A 24,511-nucleotide genomic window follows, 5' to 3' on the forward strand; every position below is an offset into this window, starting at 1 on the left:
CTCAGCTGTAGTCGCCGGGATGGCAGCCGAACGCATCCGGCTTCTGCATTAGGCCTTCACCCTTGACGATCTCGACGACGTCGTACCAGTCTTCCTTGTTCTTCATGTCCTTCTGCTGCTTGCCCTTGACGATGATCACCGGGCGGACGCACTGGTGGTCCTCCGGGCGGTAATGCACGTCGCCGACGAGGGAGGGGATCGTCTCGCCCTTCTCATAGGCCTTGATCACGTCGGGCGGATTGAAGCTGCCGGCCTGCTCGCACATGCGGGCCCAGTGCGCGAAGCTGACATAGGCGTTCTCGGCGCCCCATTCCGGCTTGTAACCGTACTTCTTCTCGAAGGCCTCGTTGAACATCTTGGCCAGCGGGAACTTGTCCTCGATCGTCCACCAATAGTCGGTGGCGGCGTAGACGCCCTGCATCAGGCCGCCGGTCTCGCGCGCGATGAACGGCACCTGGTAGGGGACGACCAGCTTCATCTTGTCGAGCACGCCGAACTGCTTGGCCTGCTGGGTCGACAGCACCGCGTCGTGGCCCCAGTTGACATTGATGAGCACGTCGGCGCCGGAGTTCGCGACGTTCAGCAGATACGAGGAATAGTCGGGCGCACCGAGCGGGGCGACCTGGTTGGTCACTGTCGTCCAGCCCGCGGTCGCGAGAAAATCCTGCATCGACTTGGTGACGGTGTGTCCATAGGTGTAATCGGGCGTCAGGTAAGCCGCCTTCTTGCCCTTGCCGAACTCCCTCACCATCACCGGGCCGATCGCCGCAGCGGCGGTCTGGCCGAAGAAATTCTGGCGGAAGCCGTAGCGAACGCAGTCCTTGCCGGTGGTGTCGTTCGAGCCGGAAATGCCGCACACAAACAGCACGTGTTCGCGCTGCGCGAGCTTGTTGAGCGCGACCGCAACGGCGCTCGACGTGCCGCCGGTGATCATGATCGCCTTGTTCTCGCTGATGAAGCGCTGCTGCGCCTGCACCGCCTCGTTCGGCTTGGCCGCGGAATCCGCGACGCCGAACTTCAGCTCCTTGCCGAGCACGCCCTTGCTGGTCTTCGGCGAGATCTTCTTGATCAGGTCGTGGCCGCTGTTGATGTGCTCGATCGCGAGCTGGTAGCCCTTGAGCTCGTCCTCGCCCTGCACGGCATAGGTGCCGGTGCGCGGCACCGAGATCCCGATGAAGGCGGTGGAACCCGACACGCCGGCGGGATAGGAGCCGATCGGCTTGTCCTCGGCAAAGGCCGGCATCGCGGGCAGCATCGAGCCGCCGATGAGGCCTGCCGTGGTCTGGAGCAGGCCGCGGCGCGAAAGGCCGCGGCGGATGAGATCGTCAGTCATGGTCGTTTCCTCCGAACATCGTTCTTGTTTTGCAGGCGCAAGCGCGACCTGTCCGGCGCCAGCCGACCTTGTTGGCCTGCTGCGCCGGGCACGTCACATCCGCGTGTAGCTCTTGGCCCTAAGCATTGCTTGTGAAGGTCTTCTGTCAAATTCGCCTTTGGTCGAACGACGAAAATTATGTCGTGAAAACATATCGGATAACGATATATATTAGTCTTTGTGACTATGAGGCTGGCGGGTTCGGCGAGAGAAATGGCGCGGCAGACGACAGTGGCAGGTGTGCGGAAGCGACGATCCTGGCCGCAGGAGGCGGAGCGGCCTGAGGCGGCGTGGCCTGCGGAGGGCAATCGGCCGACCAGCGAGCGGGGACCGGCTATCGGCTCCGCTCAGGCGATGCGCGCGCCTGCGCCGATGAAGAGACTGAGCGTACGGGCCCAGAACATCCTGAAGGAACTCGCGGTTGAGCTCACCGGCGAGCAGCCGCCGAAGGGAAATTGGTCGCCGTCGCGCGAACTGCTGCGTGCGTTGACGGCCGAGCGCCTCGCGACCGCGCGCAATTGCGGTCCGCATACGATGCGGGAGATCGTCGACTGGGCGCAGGGCTGCGGCGTGACCATCAGGCCGCTGCTTCCGCCGGGCGGCTCGCTGTCGCAGATGTGGGCGGAGCTGATTGCCAATGCGTCGGCAGGCAGCCTGACCAGTGCAGAGATTGCCGGCGCACTGCAGCGCTCGATCCGGCGGAAGAGCGTCCGCATCCCGATCGCGTTTCAGGTCATCCTGGTGAAAATCCTGCTCTCCAGCTTCGAATAGGGGGCGGATAGCTGTGCATCCGCGGCGCCGGCCGGTTGGTCCGGCTGGGGTCGCTTGCTACTTTCGGCTATGCCTCCGGTGATGACGGGCGGCATGGTCGAGGTGGTCATGGTTCAGGCGAAGAAGGTGCAGCGCTCCAAGGTGACGACGCCGGCCAAGCGCACCGGCGGCGCGATGCGTGATTCCGATTACGCCGCGCTGGCACAGTTCCGCTACCAGATCCGCAGCTTTCTGGCGTTCAGCGAGGCGGCGGCGGCCCAGCAGGGTTTGACGCCGACGCAGCACCAGGCGCTGCTTGGTATCAAGGGCTTTGTCCGTCCGGGACCCGCGACCGTCGGTGACGTCGCGCGATTCCTGCTGATCCGCCATCACTCCGCTGTCGAACTCATCAACCGCCTCGCCAAGCTCGAGCTGGTCAGCCGGGTTGCCGACCCCGAAGACGCGAGACGCGTCCTGCTCAAGCTGACGAAGAAGGGGGAGCAGAAGCTCCAGGCCCTTTCCCGGAAGAATCTCGAAGAGCTCCGCCGCGCCGCGAGCCCGGCATTGAGCCGGCTGTTGAAGTCGTTCCGAGTCGCCAGCGAGGCCTGAACGCCGGCTACGCCGCCGCACCTTGTGCGGCGAGCTGCGCGGCCTGGTGCTCGGTGGTCAGCGCGTCGGTCAATTCGCCGAGCGCTTCGCCGGCGATCACCTGGGGCAGCTTGTAGAGCGTCAGGTTGATGCGATGATCGGTGACGCGGCCTTGCGGGAAATTATAGGTCCGGATGCGTTCGCTGCGGTCGCCGGAGCCGACCTTCTCCTTGCGCTCGGCCGAGCGGGCGGCATCGGCGCGCTGGCGCTCGGCATCATAGATGCGCGAGCGCAGAATGTTCATGGCGGAGGCGCGGTTCTTGTGCTGCGAGCGGCTGTCCTGCATCATCACCACGATGCCGGTCGGAATGTGGGTGATGCGGATCGCCGATTCCGTCTTGTTGACGTGCTGGCCGCCGGCGCCTTGCGCACGCATGGTCTCGATGCGCAGATCGTCGTTCTTGATGTCGACGTCGACATCCTCGACCTCCGGCAGCACGGCGACCGTCGCGGCGGAGGTGTGGATACGTCCTTGCGTCTCGGTGTCGGGCACGCGCTGCACGCGGTGCACGCCGGATTCGAATTTCAGTTTCGAGAACGCGCCGCGGCCCTGGACCTCCGCGATGATTTCCTTGTAGCCGCCGACCGTGCCTTCGCTCGCCGAGATCACTTCGACCTTCCAGCCCTGCAAGGCAGCGAAGCGCTCGTACATCCGGAACAGATCGCCGGCGAACAGCGAGGCCTCGTCGCCGCCGGTGCCGGCGCGGATTTCCAGCACCACGTTGCGGTCGTCCATGGCGTCCTTGGGCAGCAGCGCGACGCGGATCTTCTGGACCAGCTCCTCGATCTTCGGCGCCAGCTCGTCGCGCTCGGCTTCCGCCATGCCGCGCATCTCGGCATCCGTCGCAGGATCGGCGATCAGCGCCTCGGTGTCGGCAAGCTCTTTGACGGCAGCGCGATAAGCCTTCACCGCCTCGATCAGCGGCGTGATCTCGGCGAGCTCGCGCGTGATCTGCACATAGCGCTCGGAGGCGAGCTGGCCCAGCGATTCGGCCTCGAGCGAGGCGTGATGCGCGAGCAGGACGTCCAGTTTGGCTTCGGGGAGTGACGACATCGGTTCAGTCTCGGGTGCGGAAAAGGGCGAGGCGGCGGGTAGCGGCGCTTGGCCCGCTACAACGCCAGGCCCTCGGCCTCGGCAAACTCCGTCAGCTTCTGCCGGATCGAGACGCTGCCCGAGGGCGCGTCCAGCAGCGGGCCGAGCATCGCTTCGGCCTTCTTCACGTCGAGATCGATCACCATCGCCTTGACCGGGCCGAGCGCGGTCGCCGAGAGCGACAGCGAGCGATAGCCCATCGCGATCAGCGCCAGTGCGCCGATCGGCTTGGAGGCCATCTCGCCGCACAGCGACAGCGACTTCTTTGCCTCGTTCGACTTCCGCGCGATCTCGCGCAGCACGCGCAGGATCGGCGCCGACATGGTGTCGAAGCGCTCGGAAACCTTGGCATTGCCGCGGTCGACTGCGAACAGGAACTGGAACAGATCGTTGGAGCCGACCGAGATGAAGTCGACCTTCTTCAGGAGCTCGTCGAGCTGGTAGAGCAGGGCGGGCACCTCGACCATGGTGCCGATGTCGATGCGCTCCGGCAGGGTATGGCCGTGCTGGCGCAGATAGGTCAGCTCGCGCTCGACCAGCGCCTTCGCCGAGTCGAATTCGGCGACCTCCGAGATCATCGGGAACATGATGCGCAGCGCCCGGCCGCCGCCGGCGCGCAGCAGCGCGCGGATCTGGCCACGCAAGAGGCCGGGACGATCGAGCCCGAGCCGGATCGCGCGCCAGCCGAGTGCGGGATTCTCCTCGATCACCGCTTCCATATAGGGCAGTGCCTTGTCGCCGCCGATGTCGAGGGTGCGGAAGGTCACGGGCTTGGTGCCTGCGGCATCCAGCACCGTGCGATAGAGCGCGAGCTGGTCGCTGGTGCGCGGCAGGCTCTGGCCGACCATGAATTGCAGCTCGGTGCGGAACAGGCCGATGCCGGCGCTGCCGGTGTCCTCGATATGCGGCAGGTCGATGGCGAGCCCTGCGTTGATCATGAGCTCGACCTTCTGGCCGTCCTTGGTGACGCACGGAAGATCGCGCAGCGCCAGATACTGCGCCTGGCGGCGGGCACGGAAGCGCACGCGCTCGGCGAAGGCGGCCTCGACCTCCTGCGACGGGCGGACATAGATCGAGCCCGACGTGCCGTCGACGATGATGGCGTCGCCGGGATCGGCGATGCCGGGCGCGTTCGGGACTTCGCCGACGGCGGGAATGCCGAGCGCGCGGGCCACGATCGAGACGTGGGAATTGGCGGTGCCTTCCTCCAGCACGATGCCGCGCAGGCGCTTGCGGTCGTAGTCGAGCAGCGCCGCTGGGCCCATCGCGCGCGCGATGACGATGGCGTTGTCGGGCAATTGTTCACGTGACGGCGCGTGGTCCTGCCCGACCAGCTGCCGCATCAGGCGATAACCGAGGTCCTCGAGATCGTGCAGCCGGTCGCGCAGATAGGGATCGGTCGAGCGCAGCATGCGCGCGCGGGTGTCGGATTGCACGCGCTCGACGGCTGCCTCCGCCGTGAGGCCGGTGGCGACCGCCTCGTGCAGCTTGTGCGACCAGCCCTGGTCGTTGGCGAACATGCGATAGGCTTCCAGCACCTCGCGGTGCTCGCCCCCCTCGGCGACGTCGCCGCGCTCCAGCATGCGGTCGAGATCGGCGCGCAGCTTGGTCAGCGCGGTGTCGAGCCGCTTGATCTCCTTCGGCAGATCCTCGGCGATGTAGTCCTTGATGACGACGCGCGGCTCGTGCAGCACGACATGGCCGAGCGCAATGCCTTCCGAGAGGATCGCGCCGACCTTCTGTGCCGAATGGCGGGCGGCCGGCTCCTGGCCCGGCTGGGCGAGCGCCGACAATTCGCCGGAGGCGATCAGTTCCGCCAGCACCATCGCGGTGGTCTGGAGCGCCTCGAGCTCCTCCTCGACATAGTTGCGCTTGGCGCGGTTCTGCACCACCAGCACGCCGAGCGTGTTGCCGGCGCGCAGGATCGGCACGCCGAGGAAGGAGTGGTAGATTTCTTCGCCGGTCTCCGGGCGGAACGAGAAGGCCGGGTGGTTTTGCGCGTCGCTCAGGTTGAGCGGGGTCGCCTCGCTGGCGACGAGGCCGACCAGGCCCTCATGGGCGCTCAGCACGGTATGGTGCACCGCCTCGCGGTTGAGGCCTTCGGTGGCGTAGAGTTCGAGCGTGTTGTCGATGCGCAGCACATAGACCGAGCACACCTCCGCCACCATGTTGGCGGCGATCAGCACCACGATCTTGTCCAGCCGCTCCTGGGCCGAGACCTGCTCCGCCATGGTTTCGCGGAGCCGTCTCAACAAGACGCGGGGACCTCCCGACGCGCTCCGCATGAACCGTCAATCTCCTCCGTCTGCCGGGCCCGGCGGTATCGGCCGGCGGCTGGCCCAAAATTCCAGAAAAACAACCAGTTTGTTTGTCCGGCGCAGGCGCAAACCTTCGCTTGCACCGAATCAGCGGCCTGAACTGGGACACAGTCTGCGGCAGCCCACCCTGTTCGCCGTATAGCGAATTGAGGCTTGTTTTGCCAAGCAAAACGCCTGCCAAACGCGAAGGTGTGTACACCTTCGCGTTTGCTGCGACCGCTAAGAGAAAATTAGCCTAGGCCTGATCGAGACCGTAGAGCGTGTGCAGGGTGCGCACCGCAAGCTCTGTGTAAGCCGTGTCGATCAAAACCGAGAATTTGATCTCGGAGGTTGTGATGGCCCGGATGTTGATATTCCGTCCGGCGAGGGCCGAGAACGCCTGGGCGGCGACGCCGGCATGGCTGCGCATGCCGCTGCCGATCACCGAGATCTTGGCGACGTCGGTGGCGGTATCGAGCCGGGCATAGCCGATCTTGCCCTTGGCGGCCGTGATCGTGTCCCTGGCGCGGGTGTAGTCGGCCGCCGGTACCGTGAAGGTGAGGTCGGTGGTCTTGCCGTCCTCGGAGACGTTCTGAACGATCATGTCGACGTTGATGTTGGCGTCCGCCAGCGGGCCGAAGATCGACGCTGCCACACCGGGCTTGTCCTCGATCTGGCGCACCGAGATCTGGGCCTCGTCCTTCGAAAAGGCGATACCGGTGACGACGTGGCTTTCCATGATCTCCTCCTCGCTGCAGATCAGCGTGCCGGGCGGCTGGTTGGCATGCGGGTCGATATCCTCGGGCTTGTCGAAGCTCGAGCGGACGAAGATCGGCATGTTGTGGACCATGCCGAGTTCCACCGAGCGGACCTGGAGCACTTTTGCGCCCTGGGAGGCCAGTTCCAGCATGTCTTCGAACGCGATCTTGTCGAGGCGGCGGGCCTTCGGCACGATTCGCGGGTCGGTGGTGTAGACGCCGTCGACGTCGGTGTAGATGTCGCAGCGATCCGCCTTGACGGCCGCGGCGATCGCCACGGCCGAGGTGTCGGAGCCGCCGCGGCCGAGCGTGGTGATGCGATTCGTCTCGGGGTTGATGCCCTGGAAGCCGGCGACAACCGCGACCTCCTTGCGCTCCTGGAAGCGCTTGATGATCTCGCTGCCGTCGATGTCCTCGATTCGGGCCGAGGCATGGGCGTCGCTGGTTTTGATCGGGATCTGCCAACCCTGCCAGGAGCGGGCCTGGATGCCCATGCCCTGAAGCACGATGGCAAGCAGGCCGGATGTCACCTGTTCGCCGGAAGCGACGACGGCGTCGTATTCGCGCGCGTCGTGCATCGGCGAGGCCTCGGTGCACCAGGCCACCAGCTCGTTGGTCTTGCCGGACATCGCCGAGACGACCACGGCCACCTCATGGCCGGCGTCGACCTCACGCTTCACATGGCGTGCGACGTTGCGGATACGTTCGATGTTGGCGACGGACGTGCCGCCGAATTTCATCACGAGGCGGCTCATGACGACGCGTGCATTCCCTCATAAGGATAAGTATGGTGACCCGCGCGAGGCGATGCTGGGGACACCCGACCGCGCGTATACAGAGGGGCGGGGCCGGGGGCAAGCGGGTTCCTGCGGGGCCATTCCGGGCAATGGGTTAATCGAGGTTATGGCGCGCTATATTGACGAAATCCTGCAACCCGGCGAACGGGTGCTGTATTCGACCAATGCGCACTGGATCTTCTATTTCCCGGCCATCCTGGCCTGGATCGTGGCCCTGGGCCTGCTGCTCCTGTCAGGGCAGACCTCGGTCGAGGGGCTCGCGATTCTGTGTCGTATCGCGGCGGGCGTGGTGGCCTTGGCGGCCCTGTTCTGGACCCTGAAGGGCTGGTTCCACCGCTTCACCACCGAGACCGACGTCACCAACCTCAGAGTTGTGCACAAGACCGGCTTCATCAAGCGCCGCACCTTTGAAATGGCGCTCGACAAGGTCGAGAGTGTCGACGTCAACCAGTCGATTCTTGGACGTATTCTCAACTACGGCGACGTGACCATCAACGGCGTCGGCGAAGGTCGCGAAACCATCCGGACCATCGCCTCGCCGCTCGCCTTCCGTAGTTCGATCACCACGCGGTAGGACCGCGCCTAACCATGAGCATGCAGCAAAATACTTCCGCCACCACCCAGCCGGGGTCGACCGTCGACGCCGCCGAGATCGCGAAATTCTCAAAGCTCTCGGCCGAATGGTGGGACCCCAACGGCAAGATGGCGCCGCTGCACCGGATCAATCCGCTGCGGCTCGGCTACATCCGCGACGCCGCCTGCCGCAAGTTCGAGCGCAACGTGCGCAGCCTCAACTGCCTCGGCGGCCTGCGGGTGCTCGACATCGGCTGCGGCGCCGGCCTGTTGTGCGAGCCGCTGTCGCGCCTCGGTGCGCAGGTCATCGGCGTCGATCCGTCCCAGAGCAACATCGCCGCGGCGAAGCTGCATGCCGGCAAGAGCCATCTCGCGATCGACTATCGCTGCACCACGGTCGAGGAGATCGACCCGCGCGAGCGCTTCGACATCGTGCTGGCGATGGAGGTGGTCGAGCACGTCGTCGACGTCGGCGTCTTCCTGAAGCGCTGCGCATCGATGCTCAAGCCGAACGGCCTGATGGTGGTCTCGACGCTGAACCGGAACTGGAAGAGCTTTGCACTCGCCATCGTCGGCGCCGAATACGTCCTGCGCTGGCTGCCGCGCGGCACCCACGAATGGAACAAGTTCGTCACCCCCGACGAGCTGACGAAGTACCTGCTCGACAACCGCCTCGTCATCACCGAGCAGACCGGCGTCGTCTACAGCCCATTCGCCGACAAATGGACCCTCTCGTCGGATATGGACGTGAACTACATGGTCGTGGCGGAAGGGATGGTGTGAGACTGTGGATCTGGCACCAGCCGTTCCTCCACAGACGGCGTTATCCCTGCGAAAGCAGGGACCCATAACCACAGGGAGCAGCTATGTGAAAGCTGCTAGCCCGCGCATCTAATACCGTCCGTCATCGATAGATTCCGCGGTATTGGTCCCTGCGTTCGCAGGGACGACAGAGGAGTTTGTGGCGAGAGCATCGCTCCCATGACATCGATGCGGTTGACCGCGCGGGCCTCAGCTTGCAGGTTGGCCGCAATCCTTTCCCCGCTTTAGCTACCCCCCATGCTCACCATCGCCAGCCTCTGGATTCCCTTCACAGTCATTGCCGCGCTGGGCCAGGTCGCGCGCAATGCGATGCAGCGGTCGCTGACGAAGCCGCTGGGGACCTGGGGCGCGACCAATATCCGCTTCCTGTTCGGTTTTCCGTTCTCGCTGCTGTTCCTTGGGGTGGTGCTGGTCGCGACCGGCGATCATCTCGGCATGCCGCCGGGCGTGTTCTGGCCGTGGCTGCTGCTCGGGGCGCTCAGCCAGATCGTCGCGACCGGGCTGATGCTGCTCGCGATGAACGATCGCTCCTTCGTGGTGACGACGGCGTACCTCAAGACCGAGGCGATCCAGACCGCGATCTTCGGCTTCATCTTCCTCGGCGATCACCTGACCTGGCTGAAGGTGCTGGCGATCGTGATCGCGACAATCGGCGTCGTCATCACCGCGCTGCGGCCCGGCGGCGAGAAGAGTTTTGCGGAGCTGAAGCCGACCATCACCGGTCTCGTCGCGGCCGCAGCGTTCGCGCTCTCAGCGGTCGGCTTCCGCGGTGCCATCATCAACGTCCCTGATGTCTTCTTCGTGACGGCGGCATCGTTCACGCTGGTGCTCGGCCTGTTCGTGCAGACGCTGATCCTGACCATCTATCTGCTCTGGCAGGCGCCAAAAGTGCTTCAGTCGATCCTGGGGCTGTGGAAGCCGTCGCTGCTCGCCGGCTTCATGGGCGCTTTCGCCTCGCAATTCTGGTTCCTGGCGTTCGCGCTGACGGCGGCCGCCAATGTCCGCACGCTCGCTCTGATCGAGGTGCTGTTCGCACAGGCCGTGGCGTATTACTCGTTCAAGCAGCCGATCGCGCCGCGTGAGATTTTCGGGATCGTGCTGATCGTTGTTGGAGTCGCGTTGCTCGTGGGAGTCTGACGCGCAGCGCGCGTCAGTTCCTGTCTTCCGGCAGCGTCGGCAGTGGCGACACCTCGATGCCTTCGTCGATCAGGGACTTGGCCTCGTCGGGCGAGGCCTCGCCGTAGATCGGGCGGTGCTCCTTGTCGCCGTAATGCATCGCGCGGGCTTCGTTCGCAAAACGCTCGCCGACATTGTCGGCATTTTTGACGATGTGATCGCGTAGCTCCTTGAGCTTGGCGCGCAGCTCCTTCTCTTGCGCCATCATCAGCGAGGTCGGTCCTGACGCAGCCGCCTCGGGCGTCGTCGTGGCCGGCTCCGGCGGTGGCGTCGCACGCCCGCGGCCCTTCTTGCCGACGATGCGCGGCGCCATGATCGCCTTGTCGACCTTGGCCGAGCCGCAGATCGGACAGGTCACCAGCTTGCGCTTCACCTGCGAATCGTAAGCCGACGAGCTCTGGAACCAGCTTTCGAATGCGTGGTTGCGGTCGCAGTGGAGCGCGTAGCGGATCATGCCGATCCCCGCACGAGATGCAGATGGTCCGGCCCGGCCTTGGGATCGGCGACGCCGAAGCGGCGGCCGTGCTGGAGCGATGGGATCGCGCGGCGGGCGGTCTCGACCTTGGCCGGATCGATTTTGGCCATGATGATGCCGGGCTCGACATCGCCTTCGGCGAGGATCTCGCCCCAGGGGTCGATGATCAGCGAGTGGCCAAACGTCTCGCGCTTGTTCTCGTGCAGGCCGGCCTGCGCGGCGGCGAAGATGAAGCAGCCGGTCTCGATCGCGCGCGAACGCAGAAGGATGTGCCAATGTGCCTCACCGGTCTTGCGGGTGAAGGCCGACGGCACCGTGATGAAGGATGCGCCGCTTTCGGCCAGCGCACGGTAGAGCGCCGGGAAGCGCACGTCGTAGCAGATCGTCAGCCCGACGCGGCCCCAGGGCAGGTCGGAGATCACCGCGGTCTCGCCCGGCTGGTAATTGGCGGATTCGCGATAGCTCTCGCCGTCCGGCAGCTCGATGTCGAACATGTGGATCTTGTCGTAGCTCGCGAGCACATTGCCCTCGGGCCCGATCAGGAAAGAACGGTTGACCGCCTTCTCCTCCGAGAAGCGTAGCGCCAGCGAGCCGACATGGATGTGAATCCCGAGTTCTGCCGCGAGCGCCCGGTATGCCTTCAGCGAGGTGTCGTCCTCTTCGCGCTGGAGGTGCTCGAACAGCGCCTTGCGGTTGAGCTGCATCATGTTGCTGACTTCGGGCGTCTGCACGTAGTCGGCGCCGTTGGCCGCGGCCTGCCGGATCAACCTGGTGGCCTGCGCGAGGCTCGGCTCGGGCATCAGGCCGGTGCGCATCTGCACCATGGCGGCGGTGAAAGTGCGGTTCTCGCTCATGACACCGCCTTTACGTTGTCGAGCATGCCGTCGAGCTTGCCCTCGCGGTCGAGCGCGTAGAGGTCGTCGCAGCCGCCAATGTGAGTTCCGCCGATCCAGATCTGCGGGAAGGTCGAGCCCTCGCCGGCGCGGTCGTACATCTCCTGGCGCCAGGACGGATCCTTGGTGATGTCGAACTCCGTGAAGGTCGCCTTCTTGCGGGTCAGCAGCGACCGGGCGGCGGAACAATAGCCGCAGCCCGGCCTGGTGTAGATCTCGACAGCAGCGGTCATGTCGTCTGGCGCTCTCATGTCATGAATTCATTGAACTATATGGGACGGGGGCCGCTCTCGACAACCCGGGCGAAGACCAGCACGTCGACCTGGGCCGCCTTGGCACGGAGCAGGGCCCGCGCGCAGGCGTCCAGCGTCGCGCCCGAGGTCAGGACGTCGTCGATCAGGATGATCCGGCGGCCCTGGATTTCGACCTGACGGTCGGGGGATACCTGGAACGCCCCCTGCACATTGGTGGCCCGCTGGGCCCGCGACAGGCCGATCTGCTGCTCGGTGGCGCGTACCCGGCGCAGCACCTCAGCCTTCACCGTCACCCCGCTCTGCCGTGCGATGATGCGCGCCAGCGCTCCCGACTGGTTGTAGCGGCGGCGCCAGGCCCTGCGCCAATGCAGGGGCACGGGCACCAGCATATCGGCCCCGGCGAGCAGTTCGCCGCCCGCGCGCGCCATCCAGCGGCCCATGGCCGGCGCCAGATCCGTGCGGTCCTGGTATTTCAGCGCATGGACCAGCGTGCGCGCGACGTCGTCATAGCGCACCGCCGCGCGCGCCCGCTGGTAAGCCGGGGGGCTCGCGATCGCCTCCATCGACAGCATGTCGGGGCCGGGGTCGTATACGAAGGGGATGCCAAGCCGCGGGCAATAGGGCCGTTCGATGAACGACAACCGCGTCCAGCAGGCCGCGCAAACGCCCTCGCCATCCACCGGCTCGCGGCACGACACGCACAGCGTCGGCAGCGCAATGTCGAGCGCGAGCCTTGCCGCGCGCGACAGCACGGTGCGGCCGGCCGTCCATGCGGCCCGCAGCGGCGCGGCGGTGGAGCGGGTGGGGGCGGCGTCTGCTTCCATGAGGGCAGGCTAGCGTTCCGTGACAATCCGCTCAAGCCGCGCCCTCGTGCCCCGGACGCGGCGCAGCGCGTCCGGGGCACGCGAGAGGAGATTGCCAGAACCATTGGGATCAGCGTAACCAGCGGCATGGCCCAGCCCCCGCAAACCCCGCCTGCTCTGTTCGATCGCGCGCTTCTGCATGTGCGGCAGCGGCGCGCGCGGACGCAGGGCGAGGTGACATTCCTGCTCGATCGCGTCGCCGAGGACATGTCCGACCGGCTAGGTGCCGTGATGCGCGAGTTTCACGCGCCGGCCGATCTCTGGACGCCCGGTGAAGGGCTCGCCGGACTGCGTACCCGGCTTCCCTCCATCCAACGGATCGCGCTCGATGCGGCGGGCGTCGAGACGCTACCCTTCGCACCGGAAAGCCTCGACCTCGTCGTCTCGGCACTGGCGCTGCAATTCGTCAACGACCTGCCGGGCGTGCTCGCGCAAATCCGCCGCGCGTTGAAGCCGGATGGCCTGCTGCTCGCCGCAATGATCGGTGGCGACAGCCTGACCGAGCTGCGCCAGGCGTTTGCGGCCGCCGAGGCCGAATGCGAGGGCGGCGTGTCGCCGCGCGTGGCGCCGTTCGCGGATTTGCGCGACATCGGCGCGCTGTTGCAGCGGGCCGGCTTCGCGCTGCCGGTCACCGACGTTGACCGCGTCGTGGTGCGCTACGCCAATGCGTTCGCGCTGATGCAGGATCTTCGCCGCATGGGCGCGGCCAATGTGCTGATCGAGCGGCGCCGCGCGCCGAGCCGTCGCGCAACGCTGCTGCGCATGGCGGAAATCTACGCCGAGCGCTTTGCCGATGCCGACGGCCGCATCCGTGCGACGTTCGACATCGTCTGGCTCTCCGGCTGGGCGCCGCATGCGAGCCAGCAGCAGCCGCTCAAGCCGGGGTCGGCGAAAGCAAGCCTTGCGGAGGCGGTGAAGAAGGCGGGAGAGACGTAGCCACTGGTGCCGTCATTCCGGGCGGTCCACAGGACCGAACCCGGAATCCAGAAATTGTGGCGCGAGATTCTCAGGAGCGCAATTGCGCTCCATAGTTCGCGCTCTCGCGCGCCCCGGAATGACGATGCAAGAGCATCGTCACATCAGCAAATCAATCAAATGCGGGATCAGCGGAATGTCCGCGGGCGGCATCGGATAGTCGCGCAGCTTGTTGGCGCGGACCCAGGCGAGGGTCTGGCCTTCGCGCGCTTCTACCTGTCCCTCCCAGCGCCGGCAGATGTAGAGCGGCATCAGCAGGTGAAAGGTCTCGTAGCCGTAGCTCGCAAACGTCAGCGGCGCCAGGCACGGCTCGGCCACGGTGATGCCGAGCTCCTCGTGCAGTTCGCGGATCAGGCTCTGCTCCGGCCGCTCGCCGGGCTCGAGCTTGCCGCCGGGAAATTCCCAGAGGCCCGCAAGCGTCTTGCCCGCGGGGCGCTGCGCGATCAGCACGCGCTTGTCGGCGTCGACAAGCGCGCAGGCCACCACCAATGTTAGCTTGAGATCGGTCATGAGGTTTACGACCGGTAATCCCCGTTGATCGCGACATACTCCTTGGTGAGGTCGCAGGTCAGCACGCGGTCGCGGCCCTTGCCGAGGCCGAGCGAGACCTTGATCGCGATTTCCGGGGCCTTCATCGCCTCCGACACCTGCGCTTCGTCATAGGACGGATCGCGTGCGCCGCTCTTGGCGACGCGGATGCCGTTGAAGGAGATCGAGAGCTTGTCGCGATCGGCCGGCTCGCCGGCCTTGCCGACCGCCATCACCACGCGGCCCCAATTGGCGTCCTCGCCGGCGATCGCGGTCTTCACCAGCGGCGAGTTGGCGATCGACATCGCGATCTTGCGTGCCGAGGCCTTGGTCTTGGCGCCCTCGACCGTGATCTCGACCAGCTTGCGCGCGCCCTCGCCGTCGCGGGCGACCTGCTCGGACAGATTGGCGAGCACCTGGTTGAACGCCTTGACGAAGGCCTTGAGGCGCGGGTCGCTGGCGCGGCTGATCTTTGGCGCGCCATGCTCGGCGGCAGCGCCGGTGGCGAAGGCCAGCAGCGTGTCCGAGGTCGAGGTGTCGCCGTCGATCGTCACCGCGTTAAAGGTGTCCTCGACGCCGGCCTTGAGCAACGCCTGCAGCGCGGCCGGTGCGATCGGGGCGTCGGTGAAGATGAAGGACAGCATAGTCGCCATATCGGGGGCGATCATGCCGGCGCCCTTGGCCATGCCGTTGATGGTGACCTTGGCCTTGCCGAGCTTCACGGTCGCGGTCGCGACCTTCGGGAAGGTGTCGGTGGTCATGATCGCCTTGGCGGCCGCCAGATAGTCGCCGGCCTCGGCAGTTTCCGCGAGACGTCCGAGCACACCGTCGAACTTGGTCGCGTCCAGCGGCTCGCCGATCACGCCGGTGGAGGCCAGGAAGATTTCGCCCTCGCTGCAGCCGACCGCCTTGGCCGCGATCTTCGCGGTCAGCGCGGTGGAGGCACGCCCGGTCTTGCCGGTGAAGGCATTGGCGTTGCCGGAATTCACCACCAGTGCGCGCGCCTTGCCGCCCTTCAACTTGGCGCGGCACCATTCCACCGGCGCGGACGGGCATTTCGACTTGGTGAAGACGCCCGCGACCGCGGTGCCCTTATCCATCACCGCCAGCAGCACGTCGGTGCGGTTCTTGTAGCGGATGCCGGCTTCGGCCGTCGCGAGACGGACGCCCGCGATCACGGGCATGTCGGGAACGGTTTTGGGGGCGAGCGGGGAGACGGAGGAGGACATCGCGGGGCGCCTTGGTGAGGTCTGGATATGCAGATGGCCGGGCATTTGCCCGGCCATTGCGACGTTAGATACTATTGGCGTCCGTGAAGTGACAGCGAATTCTTACTTCTTCGCAGGGGGCGCCATCTTGCTGTCGGCCGGCTTGGCGTCGGTCTTGGCCGCGTCGGCCGGCTTGGCATCCGCCGCCGGCTGGTCCAGCCGCTCGACCTTGGCCTCCGCGCGCAGCTTGGCGACGTAGTCGGCCTGGGCCTTGCGGGTGACGTACTGCTCGATCTGCGCCTTGACCTGCTCGAAGTCCGGCGCCTTGCGGTTGCGCTTTTCCTCGACCTTGATGATGTGCCAGCCGAACTGCGACTTCACGGGGTCGGAGATCTTGCCCGGCTCCAGCGCGAAGGCGACCGCCGAGAATTCCGGCACCATCTGTTCCTTGGTGAAGAAGCCGAGGTCGCCGCCATCGGCCGAGCCCGGATCCTTGGACTTCTTCTTGGCGAGCTCGGCGAAATCGGCGCCCTTGTCGAGCTCGGCCTTCACCGCCTTGGCCTCATCCTCGGTCTCGACCAGGATGTGGCGGGCGCGGACCTCCTGCTCGCCGGTGATCTGCTTGGAGGCCTCCTCATAGACCTTCTTCATGGCGTCGGGGGTGGTGGCGGCCTTGCCCTCGCCCGCGAGCAGGCTGTCCATCAGCAGGCGGTTGCGGGCGAACGCCAGGCGCTTCTTGAACTCCTCGCTGTCGGCGACCTTCTTGTCCTCGGCGGCCTTGCCGACGATCTTCATGTCGATCAGGAACGACAGGACGTTCTCGTCCTTGGTCGCCGGGTCCATCTGGGCGAGGCTCGGTCCGAGTTCCTCCTCGGCCATGGCGACGTCGCTCTTCCTGATTTCCGCGCCATTGACCTTCGCCAGCACCGGATCGTCAGCGGCCCGGAGCGGGCCCGCAAACGCCAGGGTCAGCGCCAGAGCGAGGCTGCCAGCCAGGGCGGACGCATAGCGGAAACGCTGGCCGGTGATTACCGGGAACGAGGTGGTCATGGAAAATCCTTTTGTTGAAGCAGGGGGCTGCTCGAGCGGGGCGGACACTCGCCCAATTCAGGGGGGCTTGGCAACGCGAAAAGTCTGTCAAAATGATGAATTAGCCGCAATGCGCCCGCCGTTGACAAGGCCCTGACCGGGCCATATCTCTGCCCGGTCGCGACCATGGCGATGGCGTTTATTTTGCTGCGTTTTTGGCCGTTGAACCCAGACTTGCCCAATTCCCACCCATATGGCGGATGACCCCCGCAGTCCGGGCTCTGGCGCCATCAGGCGTCACGGTGAGTTGATAGGCAGGCGGGTGACAACTTCTTGGCTGCACCGCGGTTAAATCGCGAACACAGGAACTAGGCATGATCGGCGCGCTCGCCCGCAAGTTTTTCGGCTCCGCCAACGACCGGCGGGTGAAGGGATATCAGTCCCGCGTCAACGCGATCAACGCGCTGGAGCCGGAGGTCTCGAAACTCTCCGACGAGGCGCTGAAGGCCCGCACCGCCGAGTTCAAGAAACAGCTCGCCGAAGGCAAGACGCTCGACGACCTGCTGGTGCCCGCCTTCGCCACCGTGCGCGAGGCCGCCAAGCGGACGCTCGGCCAGCGCCACTTCGACGTCCAGCTGATCGGCGGCATCGTGCTGCACGAGGGCGACATCGCCGAGATGAAGACCGGCGAAGGCAAGACGCTGGTCGCAACGCTCGCGGTGTACCTGAACGCGCTCGCCGGCAAGGGCGTCCACGTCGTCACCGTCAACGACTACCTCGCCCGCCGCGACTCCGGCTGGATGGGCCAGATCTACGGCTTCCTCGGCATGACCACGGGCGTGATCGTCCATGGCCTGGACGATGCCGAGCGCAAGGCCGCCTATGCCTGCGACATCACCTACGGCACTAACAACGAATACGGCTTCGACTATCTGCGCGACAACATGAAGTACCGGCTCGAGGACATGGTCCAGCGGCCGCACTTCTACGCCATCGTCGACGAGGTCGATTCCATCCTGATCGACGAAGCGCGCACGCCGCTGATCATCTCCGGCCCGCTCGACGACCGTTCGGAATTCTACAACACCATCGACGGCTTCCTGCCCAAGCTCGACAAGACCGATTACGAGGTCGACGAGAAGCAGCGTACGGTGACGCTGACCGAAGGCGGCATGGAGAAGATCGAGACGTTGCTGCGCGACGCCGGCCAGCTCAAGGGCGAGTCGCTCTACGACGTCGAGAACGTCTCCGTCGTGCACCACATCAACCAGGCGCTGCGCGCCCACACGCTGTTCACGCGCGACAAGGACTACATCGTCCGCGACGACGAGGTCGTCATCATCGACGAGTTCACCGGACGCATGATGGCCGGCCGGCGCTATTCGGAAGGCCTGCACCAGGCGCTGGAAGCCAAGGAGCATGTCCAGGTCCAGCCGGAAAACCAGACTCTGGCCTCGATCACCTTCCAGAACTATTTCCGGATGTACGAAAAGCTCGCCGGCATGACCGGTACGGCGCTGACCGAAGCCGACGAATTGTTCGACATCTACAAGCTCGAGGTCGTGGAAATCCCGACCAACCTGTCGGTCGCCCGCCTCGACGAGGACGACGAGGTCTATCGTACCCAGAACGAGAAATACGCCGCGATCCTGGCCGAGATCGAGCGCGCCAATGCGCGCCTGCAGCCGGTGCTGGTCGGTACCGCATCGATCGAGAAGTCGGAAGTGATCGCCGAATACCTGAAGAAGCACGGCTACCGGCAGATCGATTTCGGCAACGAAAATTCGATGCAGAAGCTCTACGCCGCCGCCCGCGCCGGCAAGCCGGCCAAGCTGTTCGCGGTGCTGAACGCGCGCTTCCACGAGCAGGAAGCCTATATCGTCGCCGAAGCCGGCGTGCCCGGCGCGATCACGATCGCGACCAACATGGCCGGCCGCGGCACCGACATCAAGCTCGGCGGCTCGCTCGAGATGCGCATCCAGCAGGAGACCGCGGGCATCGAGGACGAGGCCGAGAAGGCGAAGAAGATCGAGCAGATCAAGGCCGACATCGAGCACTTCCGCGACATCGTGCTGAAGGCCGAGGAAGAGGTCGAGATCGAGCCGGCCAAGGGCAGCAAGCCCGCCAAGACCGTGAAGAAGCCCGGCGGCCTCTACATCATGGGCTCCGAGCGCCACGAATCCCGCCGCATCGACAACCAGCTGCGCGGCCGCTCCGGCCGTCAGGGTGACCCCGGCCGCTCGAAGTTCTTCCTGTCGCTGGAAGACGATCTGATGCGCATCTTCGGCTCGGATCGCCTCGACAGCATGCTGCAGCGTCTCGGCCTGAAGGAAGGCGAGGCGATCATCCATCCCTGGATCAACAAGGCGCTCGAGAAGGCGCAGCAGAAGGTCGAGGCGCGCAACTTCGACATCCGCAAGAACCTGCTCAAGTTCGACAACGTCCAGAACGACCAGCGCAAGGTGATCTTCGACCAGCGCGTCGATTTGATGAAGGACGAGAGCGTCGCCGAGACGATCTCCGACATGCGCCACGCCTTCATCGACGACCTCGTCGCCAAGCACGTGCCCGAGCATGCCTATGCCGAGCAGTGGGACGTCGCCGGCCTGAAGGACGAGCTGAAGCGCGTGCTCGATCTCGACCTGCCGGTCGACGACTGGGCGAAGGAAGAGGGCATCGCCGACGAGGAGCTGCTCACCCGCATCGAGACCAAGGCCGACGAGCACATGGCCGCCAAGGTCGCGCAGTGGGGTCCCGACGTGATGCGTTACGTCGAGAAGACCATTTTGCTGCAGACGCTCGACCATCTCTGGCGCGAGCACCTGATCATGCTCGACCATCTGCGTCAGGTCATCGGCCTGCGCGGCTACGGCCAGCGCGATCCCTTGCAGGAGTACAAGACCGAAGCCTTCAATCTCTTCCAGGAGATGAGCGCCCACTTGCGCGAGGCCGTCACGGCGCAGCTGATGCGCGTCGAGATCGTCCCGCCGGAGCAGGAAGCTCCTGTCCTGCCGCAGATGGAAGCGCATAAGCTCAACCCGGACACCGGCGAGGACGAAATGGCCCTCGCCAGCGTGACGCTGGCCCCGCAGGCCACCGACGCTGCGCTGCGCGATCCCAAGAACCCGGCAAGCTGGGGCAAGGTCGGCCGCAACGAGGATTGCCCGTGTGGCAGCGGCAAGAAGTACAAGCACTGCCACGGGCGGTACGGCTAGCGCTTAGCTACGCGGTCGAGGCGCAACGTCGGTGTTTCACGCTCCAATGTCGTCGCCCGGTTTAACCGGGCGACCCGGTACGCCGCGGCCCCTCGGCTCAATCACAACTGTCTCTGGAATGCTGGATCGCCCGATCAAATCGGGCGATGACAGGCGAATGTGTGGTGCGCAACTGCCACCACACCGTCGTCCCTGCGAACGCAGGGACCCGTACCGCGCAATCTATCGACGACGCGCAGTCGTCGTACCGCGCGAGACAGCGCAACTACCAATCTTTGAAACAACCACGGCCTGTGGTTATGGATCCCGGATCTGCGCTTCGCTTGTCCGGGACGACGTGCTGAGAGGGCCGCGCGAAGCCGCCACTCAATTCGAGCTGTCGATCAGGCTCTCCAAGAGCCGCTTCAATTCGCTCGTCGACTTGTCGCCGTAGCTCTCCAGGATGTGCTCCTCCTGGTCCACCGCGAGCGAGTTGAGCTTCTTGCACAGCACCTTGCCGCGGTCGGAGATGAACATCAGCACCTTGCGGCGGTCGTTCGGGTCCTGCACGCGATAGACCAGCGTGTCGGAGACCATGCGGTCGATCATCTTGGTCAGCGTCGGATGGTTGAGCAGCACGGCGTCCGCGAGTTCGCCCATCGAATGGCCGCTGCCATCGGAGAGAACCTTGAGGATGCGCCATTGCTCGACGGGCACGCCCTCCTTGCTCAACCGTAGTTCGAGCTGCCGGTTGATCTCCCGGTTTGCTTGCGCGAGCAGGTAGGCGAGGTGTTCGGTGATCGGAGAGTTCGGTTTTGCCACGGCTAAGACTTCGTCTTGACCCAAATGAGTGAATGTCTTGCAATCAATGCTGCATCTATATGCACTTCAATTGTTGAATATTCAATATTTTCAAAATAGGATATTGCCCAACAAAAGGGCGGATGCCGCGGTCGCCCGAAGAATGTGCTTTCAAGTCTGGTGCCAGACAGGAGTAGGCGTGCGCACGACGGTGAACTTCCCGGCTCACGGCGGCCCGGCGTTGCCGCCGTTCATGCTGCTCAGGAATCTGTCGTCATCGGCGGCTGATGCCGATGGAGCGTTGTCGCCGGGCGATCACGCCTTCCTGAGGCGGCGCGGCGCCAACAAGCTGCGCATCGGCGGATTCATCTGCTGCACCGGATCGCCGGGGGTCTGGGGCCCCTGCGCGACGAACAGCGCGCAGCTCGCGGTCGCCGAGATCAACAAGCGGGGCGGCATCCTTGGCCGCGAGATCGAGCTTTCGATCTACGACGCCGGCGGACCGCTCGACGAGGTCCTGAACCGCGCCGAGCAGGCGATCGCTTTCGACGAGCTCGATCTCATCGTCGGGCTGCACACCAGCGCGATCCGCGTCGGCTTGCGCGACGTCACCACGCGCCACCGCATTCCCTACATCTACACGCCCGTCTACGAGGGCGGCGAGCGCACGCCCGGCGTGATGGCGATCGGCGAGACGCCGCGCTGGCAGAGCCGGCCGTCGATCCACTGGCTTGCCGACGTCAAGAAGGCGTCGCGCTGGTACCTGATCGGCAGCGACTATGTCTGGCCCTGGCAATCGCACCGCGCCGTGAAGAACTACATCAGGGAAACCGGCGGCCATGTCGTCGGCGAAGAGTTCGTTCCCCTCGGCGAGGACAATCACGAGCCGCATCTGGCGCGCATCCGTGCCGCGAGGCCCGACGTCGTGCTGATCTCGCTGATCGGCACCGACAGCATCACCTTCAACCGTGCTTTCGGTGAATGCGGCCTCGGCGCCACGACGTTGCGGCTGGCCGGCGCCATGGACGAGACCGTGCTGCTCGGCATTGGCGCCGACAACAGCGAGAACATGTTCTGCGCGTCCGGCTATTTCTCCTGGATCGGCTCGCGGGCCAATGACGACTTCCAGATCCGCTATCGCGCGATGTTCGGGCCGAACGCCCCGCCGATCGGCTCACTCGGCCAGTCCAGCTATGAAGGCCTGCGTTTCCTCGAAGCCGTGGCGAAAAAGGCCGGTTCGCTGGCGATGGCGCCGATGCTCGCGGCGGGCCGCAACATCGTTTACGGCGGCGCGCGCGGCCCGGTCGTCGTTCGCAACGGTCACGCCCGGATGCAGATGTATCTCGCCGAGGCCGACGGCCTCGACTTCAAGCTGATCAAGCCGGTCTGAGCTTGCCGCGGCAATCCGGACAGGCCGCATTTCAAAATAATACTTGAAAAGGAAAATATTTCCGTTTTGAATGTTTCGACAGGGTCGCCGCGCGCGTCGCGCGAGTCGCGGCGGCGCGCAGCGACCGTTCAAAGAAACTTCAGGAGAGCGCCGTGACAGTTGTCCTTCCCACGCCAGCCCAGCTTCGCAGTGTCGCCGAGCAGTGCGGCCTTTCGCTCACCGACGACGACGTCGCCTCGTTCCGTGGCCTGATGCAGGGCTCGATCGAAGCCTACAATCTCGTCGGCGCGATGCCGGATGAAGTGCCGGTGGTCAAATATCCGCGCACGCCGGGCTATCAGCCGTCGGCGGAGGAAAACCCCCGCAACGCCTGGTACCGCAAATCGACCGTGAAGGGCGCCGCCAGCGGCAAGCTCAAGGGCAAGACCGTCGCGCTGAAAGACAACATCATGCTGGCCGGCGTTCCCATGATGAACGGCTCGACGACGCTCGAAGGCTACGTTCCCGATTTCGACGCCACCATCGTCACGCGCATGCTGGACGCCGGTGCCGAGATCAAGGGCAAGGTGCATTGCGAATCCTTCTGCATGTCGGGCGGCAGCCACACCAATGCGGCGGGTGCCGTCCATAATCCCTACAAGATGGGCTATTCGGCCGGAGGTTCGTCCTCGGGCAGCGGCGTCGTCGTTGCGCTCGGCGAGGTCGACATGGCGATTGGCGGCGACCAGGGCGGCTCGATCCGTATGCCGTCCTCGTTCTGCGGCACCTACGGCATGAAGCCGACCTGGGGCCTCGTGCCCTACACCGGCATCATGCCGATCGAGATCTTCGTCGATCACACCGGCCCGATGACCGCGACCGTCGCCGACAACGCATTGCTGCTCGAAGTGCTCGCCGGCGACGACGGCTACGATCCGCGCATCAAGGCGCCGAAGGTCGAGGAGTACACCAAGGCGCTCGGCCAGGGCGTGAAGGGCATGAAGATCGGCATCCTCAAGGAAGGTTTTGAGCAGCCGACCGCGGAGGCCGCTGTCAATGAGAGCGTCCGCGAGGCCGCCAAGCGCTTCAAGGATTTGGGTGCGACGGTCGAGACCGTCTCGATCCCGATGCATCTCGTCGGTCCCGCGATCTGGACCCCGATCGGCACGGAGGGCATGACCCAGACCATGATGTACGGCGACGGCTACGGCCTGTCCCGTGCCGATCTCTACTCGACCTCGCTGATGGATTTCCACCGCGGCTGGCGCCGGCAGGCGGACTCGCTGTCCGAGACGACAAAGCTGTTCCTGATGCTCGGCACCTACATCAACAACACTTTCGGTCCCCGCTATTACGGCAAGGCGCTCAACATCTCGCGACGCCTGACCGCGGCCTATGACAAGGCGTTCGGCGACTACGACCTGCTGCTGCTGCCGACCACGCCGATGAAGGCAACCAAGCTGCCGGAGCCCACCGCCAGCCGCGAGGACTATGTCGCCCGCGCGCTGGAGATGATCTCCAACACCGCGCCGTTCGACATCACCCATCATCCCGCGATGTCGCTGCCCTGCGGCATGGTCGACGGCCTGCCGGTCGGCCTGATGCTGGTCGGCCGCATGTTCGAGGAATCCACCATCTACCGCGCCGCGCATGCCTTCGAGCAGATCGGCGACTGGAAGAAGATGTGAGCGAGGCATTGATGCAGACGGACGGGACGCGTCAGAACTGGAATCCAGAGCCCTGTTCCGATCCCGTCGGAACGGGAAAGGCTCTGGCGCATGGCTAACGCGTTCGTCGCGGCGTTCGAGATCCTGAGCTTTGGCGCGATCATCGTCCTGATCGTGCTGGGGCTCGGGATCATCGCCAGCATGATGGGCATCTTCAACTTCGCGCAAGGCGAGTTCGTCCTGCTCGGGGCCTACATCACCTATCTCGCCTACGCCAAGGGCCTGCCGATCTGGGCCGGCATGCTCGCGGCGCCGGTCGTGGTCGGGGCGCTCGGCTTCGTGCTGGAGGCGCTGATCATCCGCCGCTTCTACGCCGCGCCGATCGTGGCGATGCTCGGCACCTACGCGCTCGGGCTGATCATCCGCGAGGCCGTGCGCGGGCTGATCGGCGGCTTCTATCTCACCGTGCCCGAGCCGATTGGCGGCTCGATCGACATCGGTACGATCCATATCTCGGCCTGGCGCTTCACCATCATCGTCATCACGCTGCTGGTGATGGCGGGCTGCTATCTCCTGCTGTCGCGCACGAGCTTTGGCCTGCGCATGCGCGCCACGCTGGAGAACCCGTCGCTGGCGCGTGCCTCAGGCATTTCGACGCCCTTGATGTACGGCGCCACGTTTGCCTTTGGGTCAGCGCTCGCCGGCCTTGCCGGTGCGCTGATCGTGCCGGTGTTCAGCCTCTACGCCGATCTCGGCCTGCGCTTCCTGATCCAGGGCTTCGTCGCGGTGATGGTTGGCGGCGTCGGCTCCTTCATCGGACCGGTCGCGGGCGCCGGCGTCATCGGCACGCTCAGCGCCGCGCTGCCATGGGTGATGGCGCCCGTCGTCGCCGACGTCCTCGTCTTCGTGCTCGCCATTGTCTTCATCAAATTTCGGCCACAGGGCCTCATCGCTGGAAAAGGGGTTTAG

General features: G+C 65.2%; 22 protein-coding genes. 10 read left to right on the forward strand and 12 right to left on the reverse strand.

Annotation, left to right across the window (positions count from 1 at the left end; genetic code table 11):
• Position 1 precedes the first annotated feature (1 nt).
• Entirely contained in the window at positions 2-1,333 is a 1,332-nt protein-coding gene (locus NLM25_RS03165) for a substrate-binding protein (RefSeq protein ID WP_254136006.1), read from the reverse strand.
• Between the two features lie 411 nt (positions 1,334-1,744).
• On the opposite strand from NLM25_RS03165, the gene NLM25_RS03170 reads away from it, so the two are divergent.
• Both NLM25_RS03170 and NLM25_RS03175 read left to right on the forward strand, forming a co-directional pair.
• Positions 1,745-2,143, forward strand: a complete 399-nt coding sequence (locus NLM25_RS03170) for a hypothetical protein (protein WP_254136007.1) — start codon at positions 1,745-1,747, stop codon at positions 2,141-2,143.
• A 108-nt stretch (positions 2,144-2,251) separates the two neighbouring features.
• Positions 2,252-2,731, forward strand: a complete 480-nt coding sequence (locus NLM25_RS03175) for a MarR family winged helix-turn-helix transcriptional regulator (protein WP_375166925.1) — start codon at positions 2,252-2,254, stop codon at positions 2,729-2,731.
• 7 nt (positions 2,732-2,738) lie between these two features.
• On the opposite strand, the gene prfA is transcribed toward NLM25_RS03175, so the two are convergent.
• The 3 genes from prfA to NLM25_RS03190 all read right to left on the reverse strand — a co-directional run bounded on the left by prfA (position 2,739) and on the right by NLM25_RS03190 (position 7,673).
• Positions 2,739-3,824 carry a peptide chain release factor 1 gene (gene prfA, locus NLM25_RS03180; protein WP_254136008.1) on the reverse strand — a complete coding sequence of 362 codons (1,086 nt, stop codon included), beginning with the start codon at positions 3,822-3,824 and terminating at the stop codon, positions 2,739-2,741.
• A gap of 56 nt (positions 3,825-3,880) precedes the next feature.
• Positions 3,881-6,148 (reverse strand): phosphoenolpyruvate--protein phosphotransferase, encoded by a 2,268-nt coding sequence (gene ptsP / locus NLM25_RS03185; protein WP_254136009.1) that lies wholly within the window; start codon positions 6,146-6,148, stop codon positions 3,881-3,883.
• Between the two features lie 268 nt (positions 6,149-6,416).
• Positions 6,417-7,673: an aspartate kinase gene (locus NLM25_RS03190; RefSeq protein WP_254115203.1), complete on the reverse strand. Its 1,257-nt coding sequence runs from the start codon at positions 7,671-7,673 to the stop codon at positions 6,417-6,419.
• 148 nt (positions 7,674-7,821) lie between these two features.
• Here NLM25_RS03190 and NLM25_RS03195 point away from each other — a divergent pair, with 148 nt between their 5' ends.
• The 3 genes from NLM25_RS03195 (at position 7,822) to NLM25_RS03205 (ending at position 10,247) form a co-directional block, all read left to right on the forward strand.
• Complete coding sequence (locus NLM25_RS03195; RefSeq protein ID WP_254124131.1) at positions 7,822-8,289, forward strand: PH domain-containing protein; 468 nt, start codon at positions 7,822-7,824, stop codon at positions 8,287-8,289.
• 14 nt (positions 8,290-8,303) lie between these two features.
• Positions 8,304-9,071, forward strand: coding sequence for a bifunctional 2-polyprenyl-6-hydroxyphenol methylase/3-demethylubiquinol 3-O-methyltransferase UbiG (gene ubiG / locus NLM25_RS03200; RefSeq protein ID WP_254115204.1), 768 nt, complete (start codon positions 8,304-8,306; stop codon positions 9,069-9,071).
• 276 nt (positions 9,072-9,347) lie between these two features.
• Positions 9,348-10,247, forward strand: a complete 900-nt coding sequence (locus NLM25_RS03205; protein ID WP_254136010.1) for an EamA family transporter — start codon at positions 9,348-9,350, stop codon at positions 10,245-10,247.
• 13 nt (positions 10,248-10,260) lie between these two features.
• Here NLM25_RS03205 and NLM25_RS03210 read toward each other — a convergent pair whose 3' ends face one another.
• From NLM25_RS03210 to NLM25_RS03225, 4 genes are read right to left on the reverse strand one after another with little or no spacing between them, the layout of a single operon-like run.
• Complete coding sequence (locus NLM25_RS03210; RefSeq protein WP_254136011.1) at positions 10,261-10,740, reverse strand: DUF1178 family protein; 480 nt, start codon at positions 10,738-10,740, stop codon at positions 10,261-10,263.
• Entirely contained in the window at positions 10,737-11,615 is an 879-nt protein-coding gene (locus NLM25_RS03215; protein ID WP_254115207.1) for a carbon-nitrogen hydrolase family protein, read from the reverse strand. The genes NLM25_RS03210 and NLM25_RS03215 overlap by 4 nt, the downstream gene beginning before the upstream one ends.
• Complete coding sequence (grxC, locus tag NLM25_RS03220; protein ID WP_254141102.1) at positions 11,612-11,887, reverse strand: glutaredoxin 3; 276 nt, start codon at positions 11,885-11,887, stop codon at positions 11,612-11,614. Before grxC ends, NLM25_RS03215 begins: the two co-directional genes overlap by 4 nt.
• A 35-nt stretch (positions 11,888-11,922) precedes the next feature.
• Positions 11,923-12,732 carry a ComF family protein gene (locus tag NLM25_RS03225; protein ID WP_254136012.1) on the reverse strand — a complete coding sequence of 270 codons (810 nt, stop codon included), beginning with the start codon at positions 12,730-12,732 and terminating at the stop codon, positions 11,923-11,925.
• A gap of 126 nt (positions 12,733-12,858) precedes the next feature.
• Here NLM25_RS03225 and NLM25_RS03230 point away from each other — a divergent pair, with 126 nt between their 5' ends.
• A complete protein-coding gene (locus tag NLM25_RS03230; RefSeq protein ID WP_254136013.1) occupies positions 12,859-13,707 on the forward strand; it encodes a methyltransferase domain-containing protein in 849 nt (282 codons plus the stop codon).
• Positions 13,708-13,845: 138 nt separating this feature from the next.
• Here NLM25_RS03230 and mutT read toward each other — a convergent pair whose 3' ends face one another.
• From mutT to NLM25_RS03245, 3 genes are all read right to left on the reverse strand, one after another.
• Positions 13,846-14,256 (reverse strand): 8-oxo-dGTP diphosphatase MutT, encoded by a 411-nt coding sequence (mutT, locus tag NLM25_RS03235; protein ID WP_254115210.1) that lies wholly within the window; start codon positions 14,254-14,256, stop codon positions 13,846-13,848.
• A 5-nt stretch (positions 14,257-14,261) separates the two neighbouring features.
• Positions 14,262-15,503, reverse strand: a complete 1,242-nt coding sequence (argJ, locus tag NLM25_RS03240) for a bifunctional glutamate N-acetyltransferase/amino-acid acetyltransferase ArgJ (protein ID WP_254136014.1) — start codon at positions 15,501-15,503, stop codon at positions 14,262-14,264.
• Positions 15,504-15,605: 102 nt separating this feature from the next.
• Positions 15,606-16,532, reverse strand: coding sequence for a peptidylprolyl isomerase (locus NLM25_RS03245; RefSeq protein ID WP_254136015.1), 927 nt, complete (start codon positions 16,530-16,532; stop codon positions 15,606-15,608).
• A 353-nt stretch (positions 16,533-16,885) separates the two neighbouring features.
• Between NLM25_RS03245 and secA the strand changes: the two genes are divergently transcribed.
• Positions 16,886-19,726, forward strand: coding sequence for a preprotein translocase subunit SecA (gene secA / locus NLM25_RS03250; protein WP_254136016.1), 2,841 nt, complete (start codon positions 16,886-16,888; stop codon positions 19,724-19,726).
• A gap of 366 nt (positions 19,727-20,092) precedes the next feature.
• On the opposite strand, the gene NLM25_RS03255 is transcribed toward secA, so the two are convergent.
• Complete coding sequence (locus NLM25_RS03255) at positions 20,093-20,527, reverse strand: MarR family transcriptional regulator (protein ID WP_254115214.1); 435 nt, start codon at positions 20,525-20,527, stop codon at positions 20,093-20,095.
• Between the two features lie 178 nt (positions 20,528-20,705).
• Here NLM25_RS03255 and NLM25_RS03260 point away from each other — a divergent pair, with 178 nt between their 5' ends.
• The 3 genes from NLM25_RS03260 to NLM25_RS03270 all read left to right on the forward strand — a co-directional run bounded on the left by NLM25_RS03260 (position 20,706) and on the right by NLM25_RS03270 (position 24,511).
• Positions 20,706-21,896, forward strand: a complete 1,191-nt coding sequence (locus NLM25_RS03260; protein WP_254136017.1) for a substrate-binding domain-containing protein — start codon at positions 20,706-20,708, stop codon at positions 21,894-21,896.
• Positions 21,897-22,048: 152 nt separating this feature from the next.
• Positions 22,049-23,563, forward strand: a complete 1,515-nt coding sequence (locus tag NLM25_RS03265) for an amidase (RefSeq protein WP_254136018.1) — start codon at positions 22,049-22,051, stop codon at positions 23,561-23,563.
• A 90-nt stretch (positions 23,564-23,653) separates the two neighbouring features.
• Positions 23,654-24,511, forward strand: coding sequence for a branched-chain amino acid ABC transporter permease (locus NLM25_RS03270; protein WP_254136019.1), 858 nt, complete (start codon positions 23,654-23,656; stop codon positions 24,509-24,511).

It is taken from the genome of Bradyrhizobium sp. CCGB01, from assembly GCF_024199795.1.
Classification (GTDB): Bacteria; Pseudomonadota; Alphaproteobacteria; order Rhizobiales; family Xanthobacteraceae; genus Bradyrhizobium.

Bases quoted from the DNA above. Each gene is read 5' to 3' on its own strand.
- NLM25_RS03165 (WP_254136006.1), bottom strand. From the start codon at position 1,333: ATGACTGACGATCTCATCCGCCGCGGCCTTTCGCGCCGCGGCCTGCTC.
- NLM25_RS03170 (WP_254136007.1), top strand. From the start codon at position 1,745: ATGAAGAGACTGAGCGTACGGGCCCAGAACATCCTGAAGGAACTCGCG.
- NLM25_RS03175 (WP_375166925.1), top strand. From the start codon at position 2,252: ATGGTTCAGGCGAAGAAGGTGCAGCGCTCCAAGGTGACGACGCCGGCC.
- prfA (WP_254136008.1), bottom strand. From the start codon at position 3,824: ATGTCGTCACTCCCCGAAGCCAAACTGGACGTCCTGCTCGCGCATCAC.
- ptsP (WP_254136009.1), bottom strand. From the start codon at position 6,148: ATGCGGAGCGCGTCGGGAGGTCCCCGCGTCTTGTTGAGACGGCTCCGC.
- NLM25_RS03190 (WP_254115203.1), bottom strand. From the start codon at position 7,673: ATGAGCCGCCTCGTGATGAAATTCGGCGGCACGTCCGTCGCCAACATC.
- NLM25_RS03195 (WP_254124131.1), top strand. From the start codon at position 7,822: ATGGCGCGCTATATTGACGAAATCCTGCAACCCGGCGAACGGGTGCTG.
- ubiG (WP_254115204.1), top strand. From the start codon at position 8,304: ATGAGCATGCAGCAAAATACTTCCGCCACCACCCAGCCGGGGTCGACC.
- NLM25_RS03205 (WP_254136010.1), top strand. From the start codon at position 9,348: ATGCTCACCATCGCCAGCCTCTGGATTCCCTTCACAGTCATTGCCGCG.
- NLM25_RS03210 (WP_254136011.1), bottom strand. From the start codon at position 10,740: ATGATCCGCTACGCGCTCCACTGCGACCGCAACCACGCATTCGAAAGC.
- NLM25_RS03215 (WP_254115207.1), bottom strand. From the start codon at position 11,615: ATGAGCGAGAACCGCACTTTCACCGCCGCCATGGTGCAGATGCGCACC.
- grxC (WP_254141102.1), bottom strand. From the start codon at position 11,887: ATGACCGCTGCTGTCGAGATCTACACCAGGCCGGGCTGCGGCTATTGT.
- NLM25_RS03225 (WP_254136012.1), bottom strand. From the start codon at position 12,732: ATGGAAGCAGACGCCGCCCCCACCCGCTCCACCGCCGCGCCGCTGCGG.
- NLM25_RS03230 (WP_254136013.1), top strand. From the start codon at position 12,859: ATGGCCCAGCCCCCGCAAACCCCGCCTGCTCTGTTCGATCGCGCGCTT.
- mutT (WP_254115210.1), bottom strand. From the start codon at position 14,256: ATGACCGATCTCAAGCTAACATTGGTGGTGGCCTGCGCGCTTGTCGAC.
- argJ (WP_254136014.1), bottom strand. From the start codon at position 15,503: ATGTCCTCCTCCGTCTCCCCGCTCGCCCCCAAAACCGTTCCCGACATG.
- NLM25_RS03245 (WP_254136015.1), bottom strand. From the start codon at position 16,532: ATGACCACCTCGTTCCCGGTAATCACCGGCCAGCGTTTCCGCTATGCG.
- secA (WP_254136016.1), top strand. From the start codon at position 16,886: ATGATCGGCGCGCTCGCCCGCAAGTTTTTCGGCTCCGCCAACGACCGG.
- NLM25_RS03270 (WP_254136019.1), top strand. From the start codon at position 23,654: ATGGCTAACGCGTTCGTCGCGGCGTTCGAGATCCTGAGCTTTGGCGCG.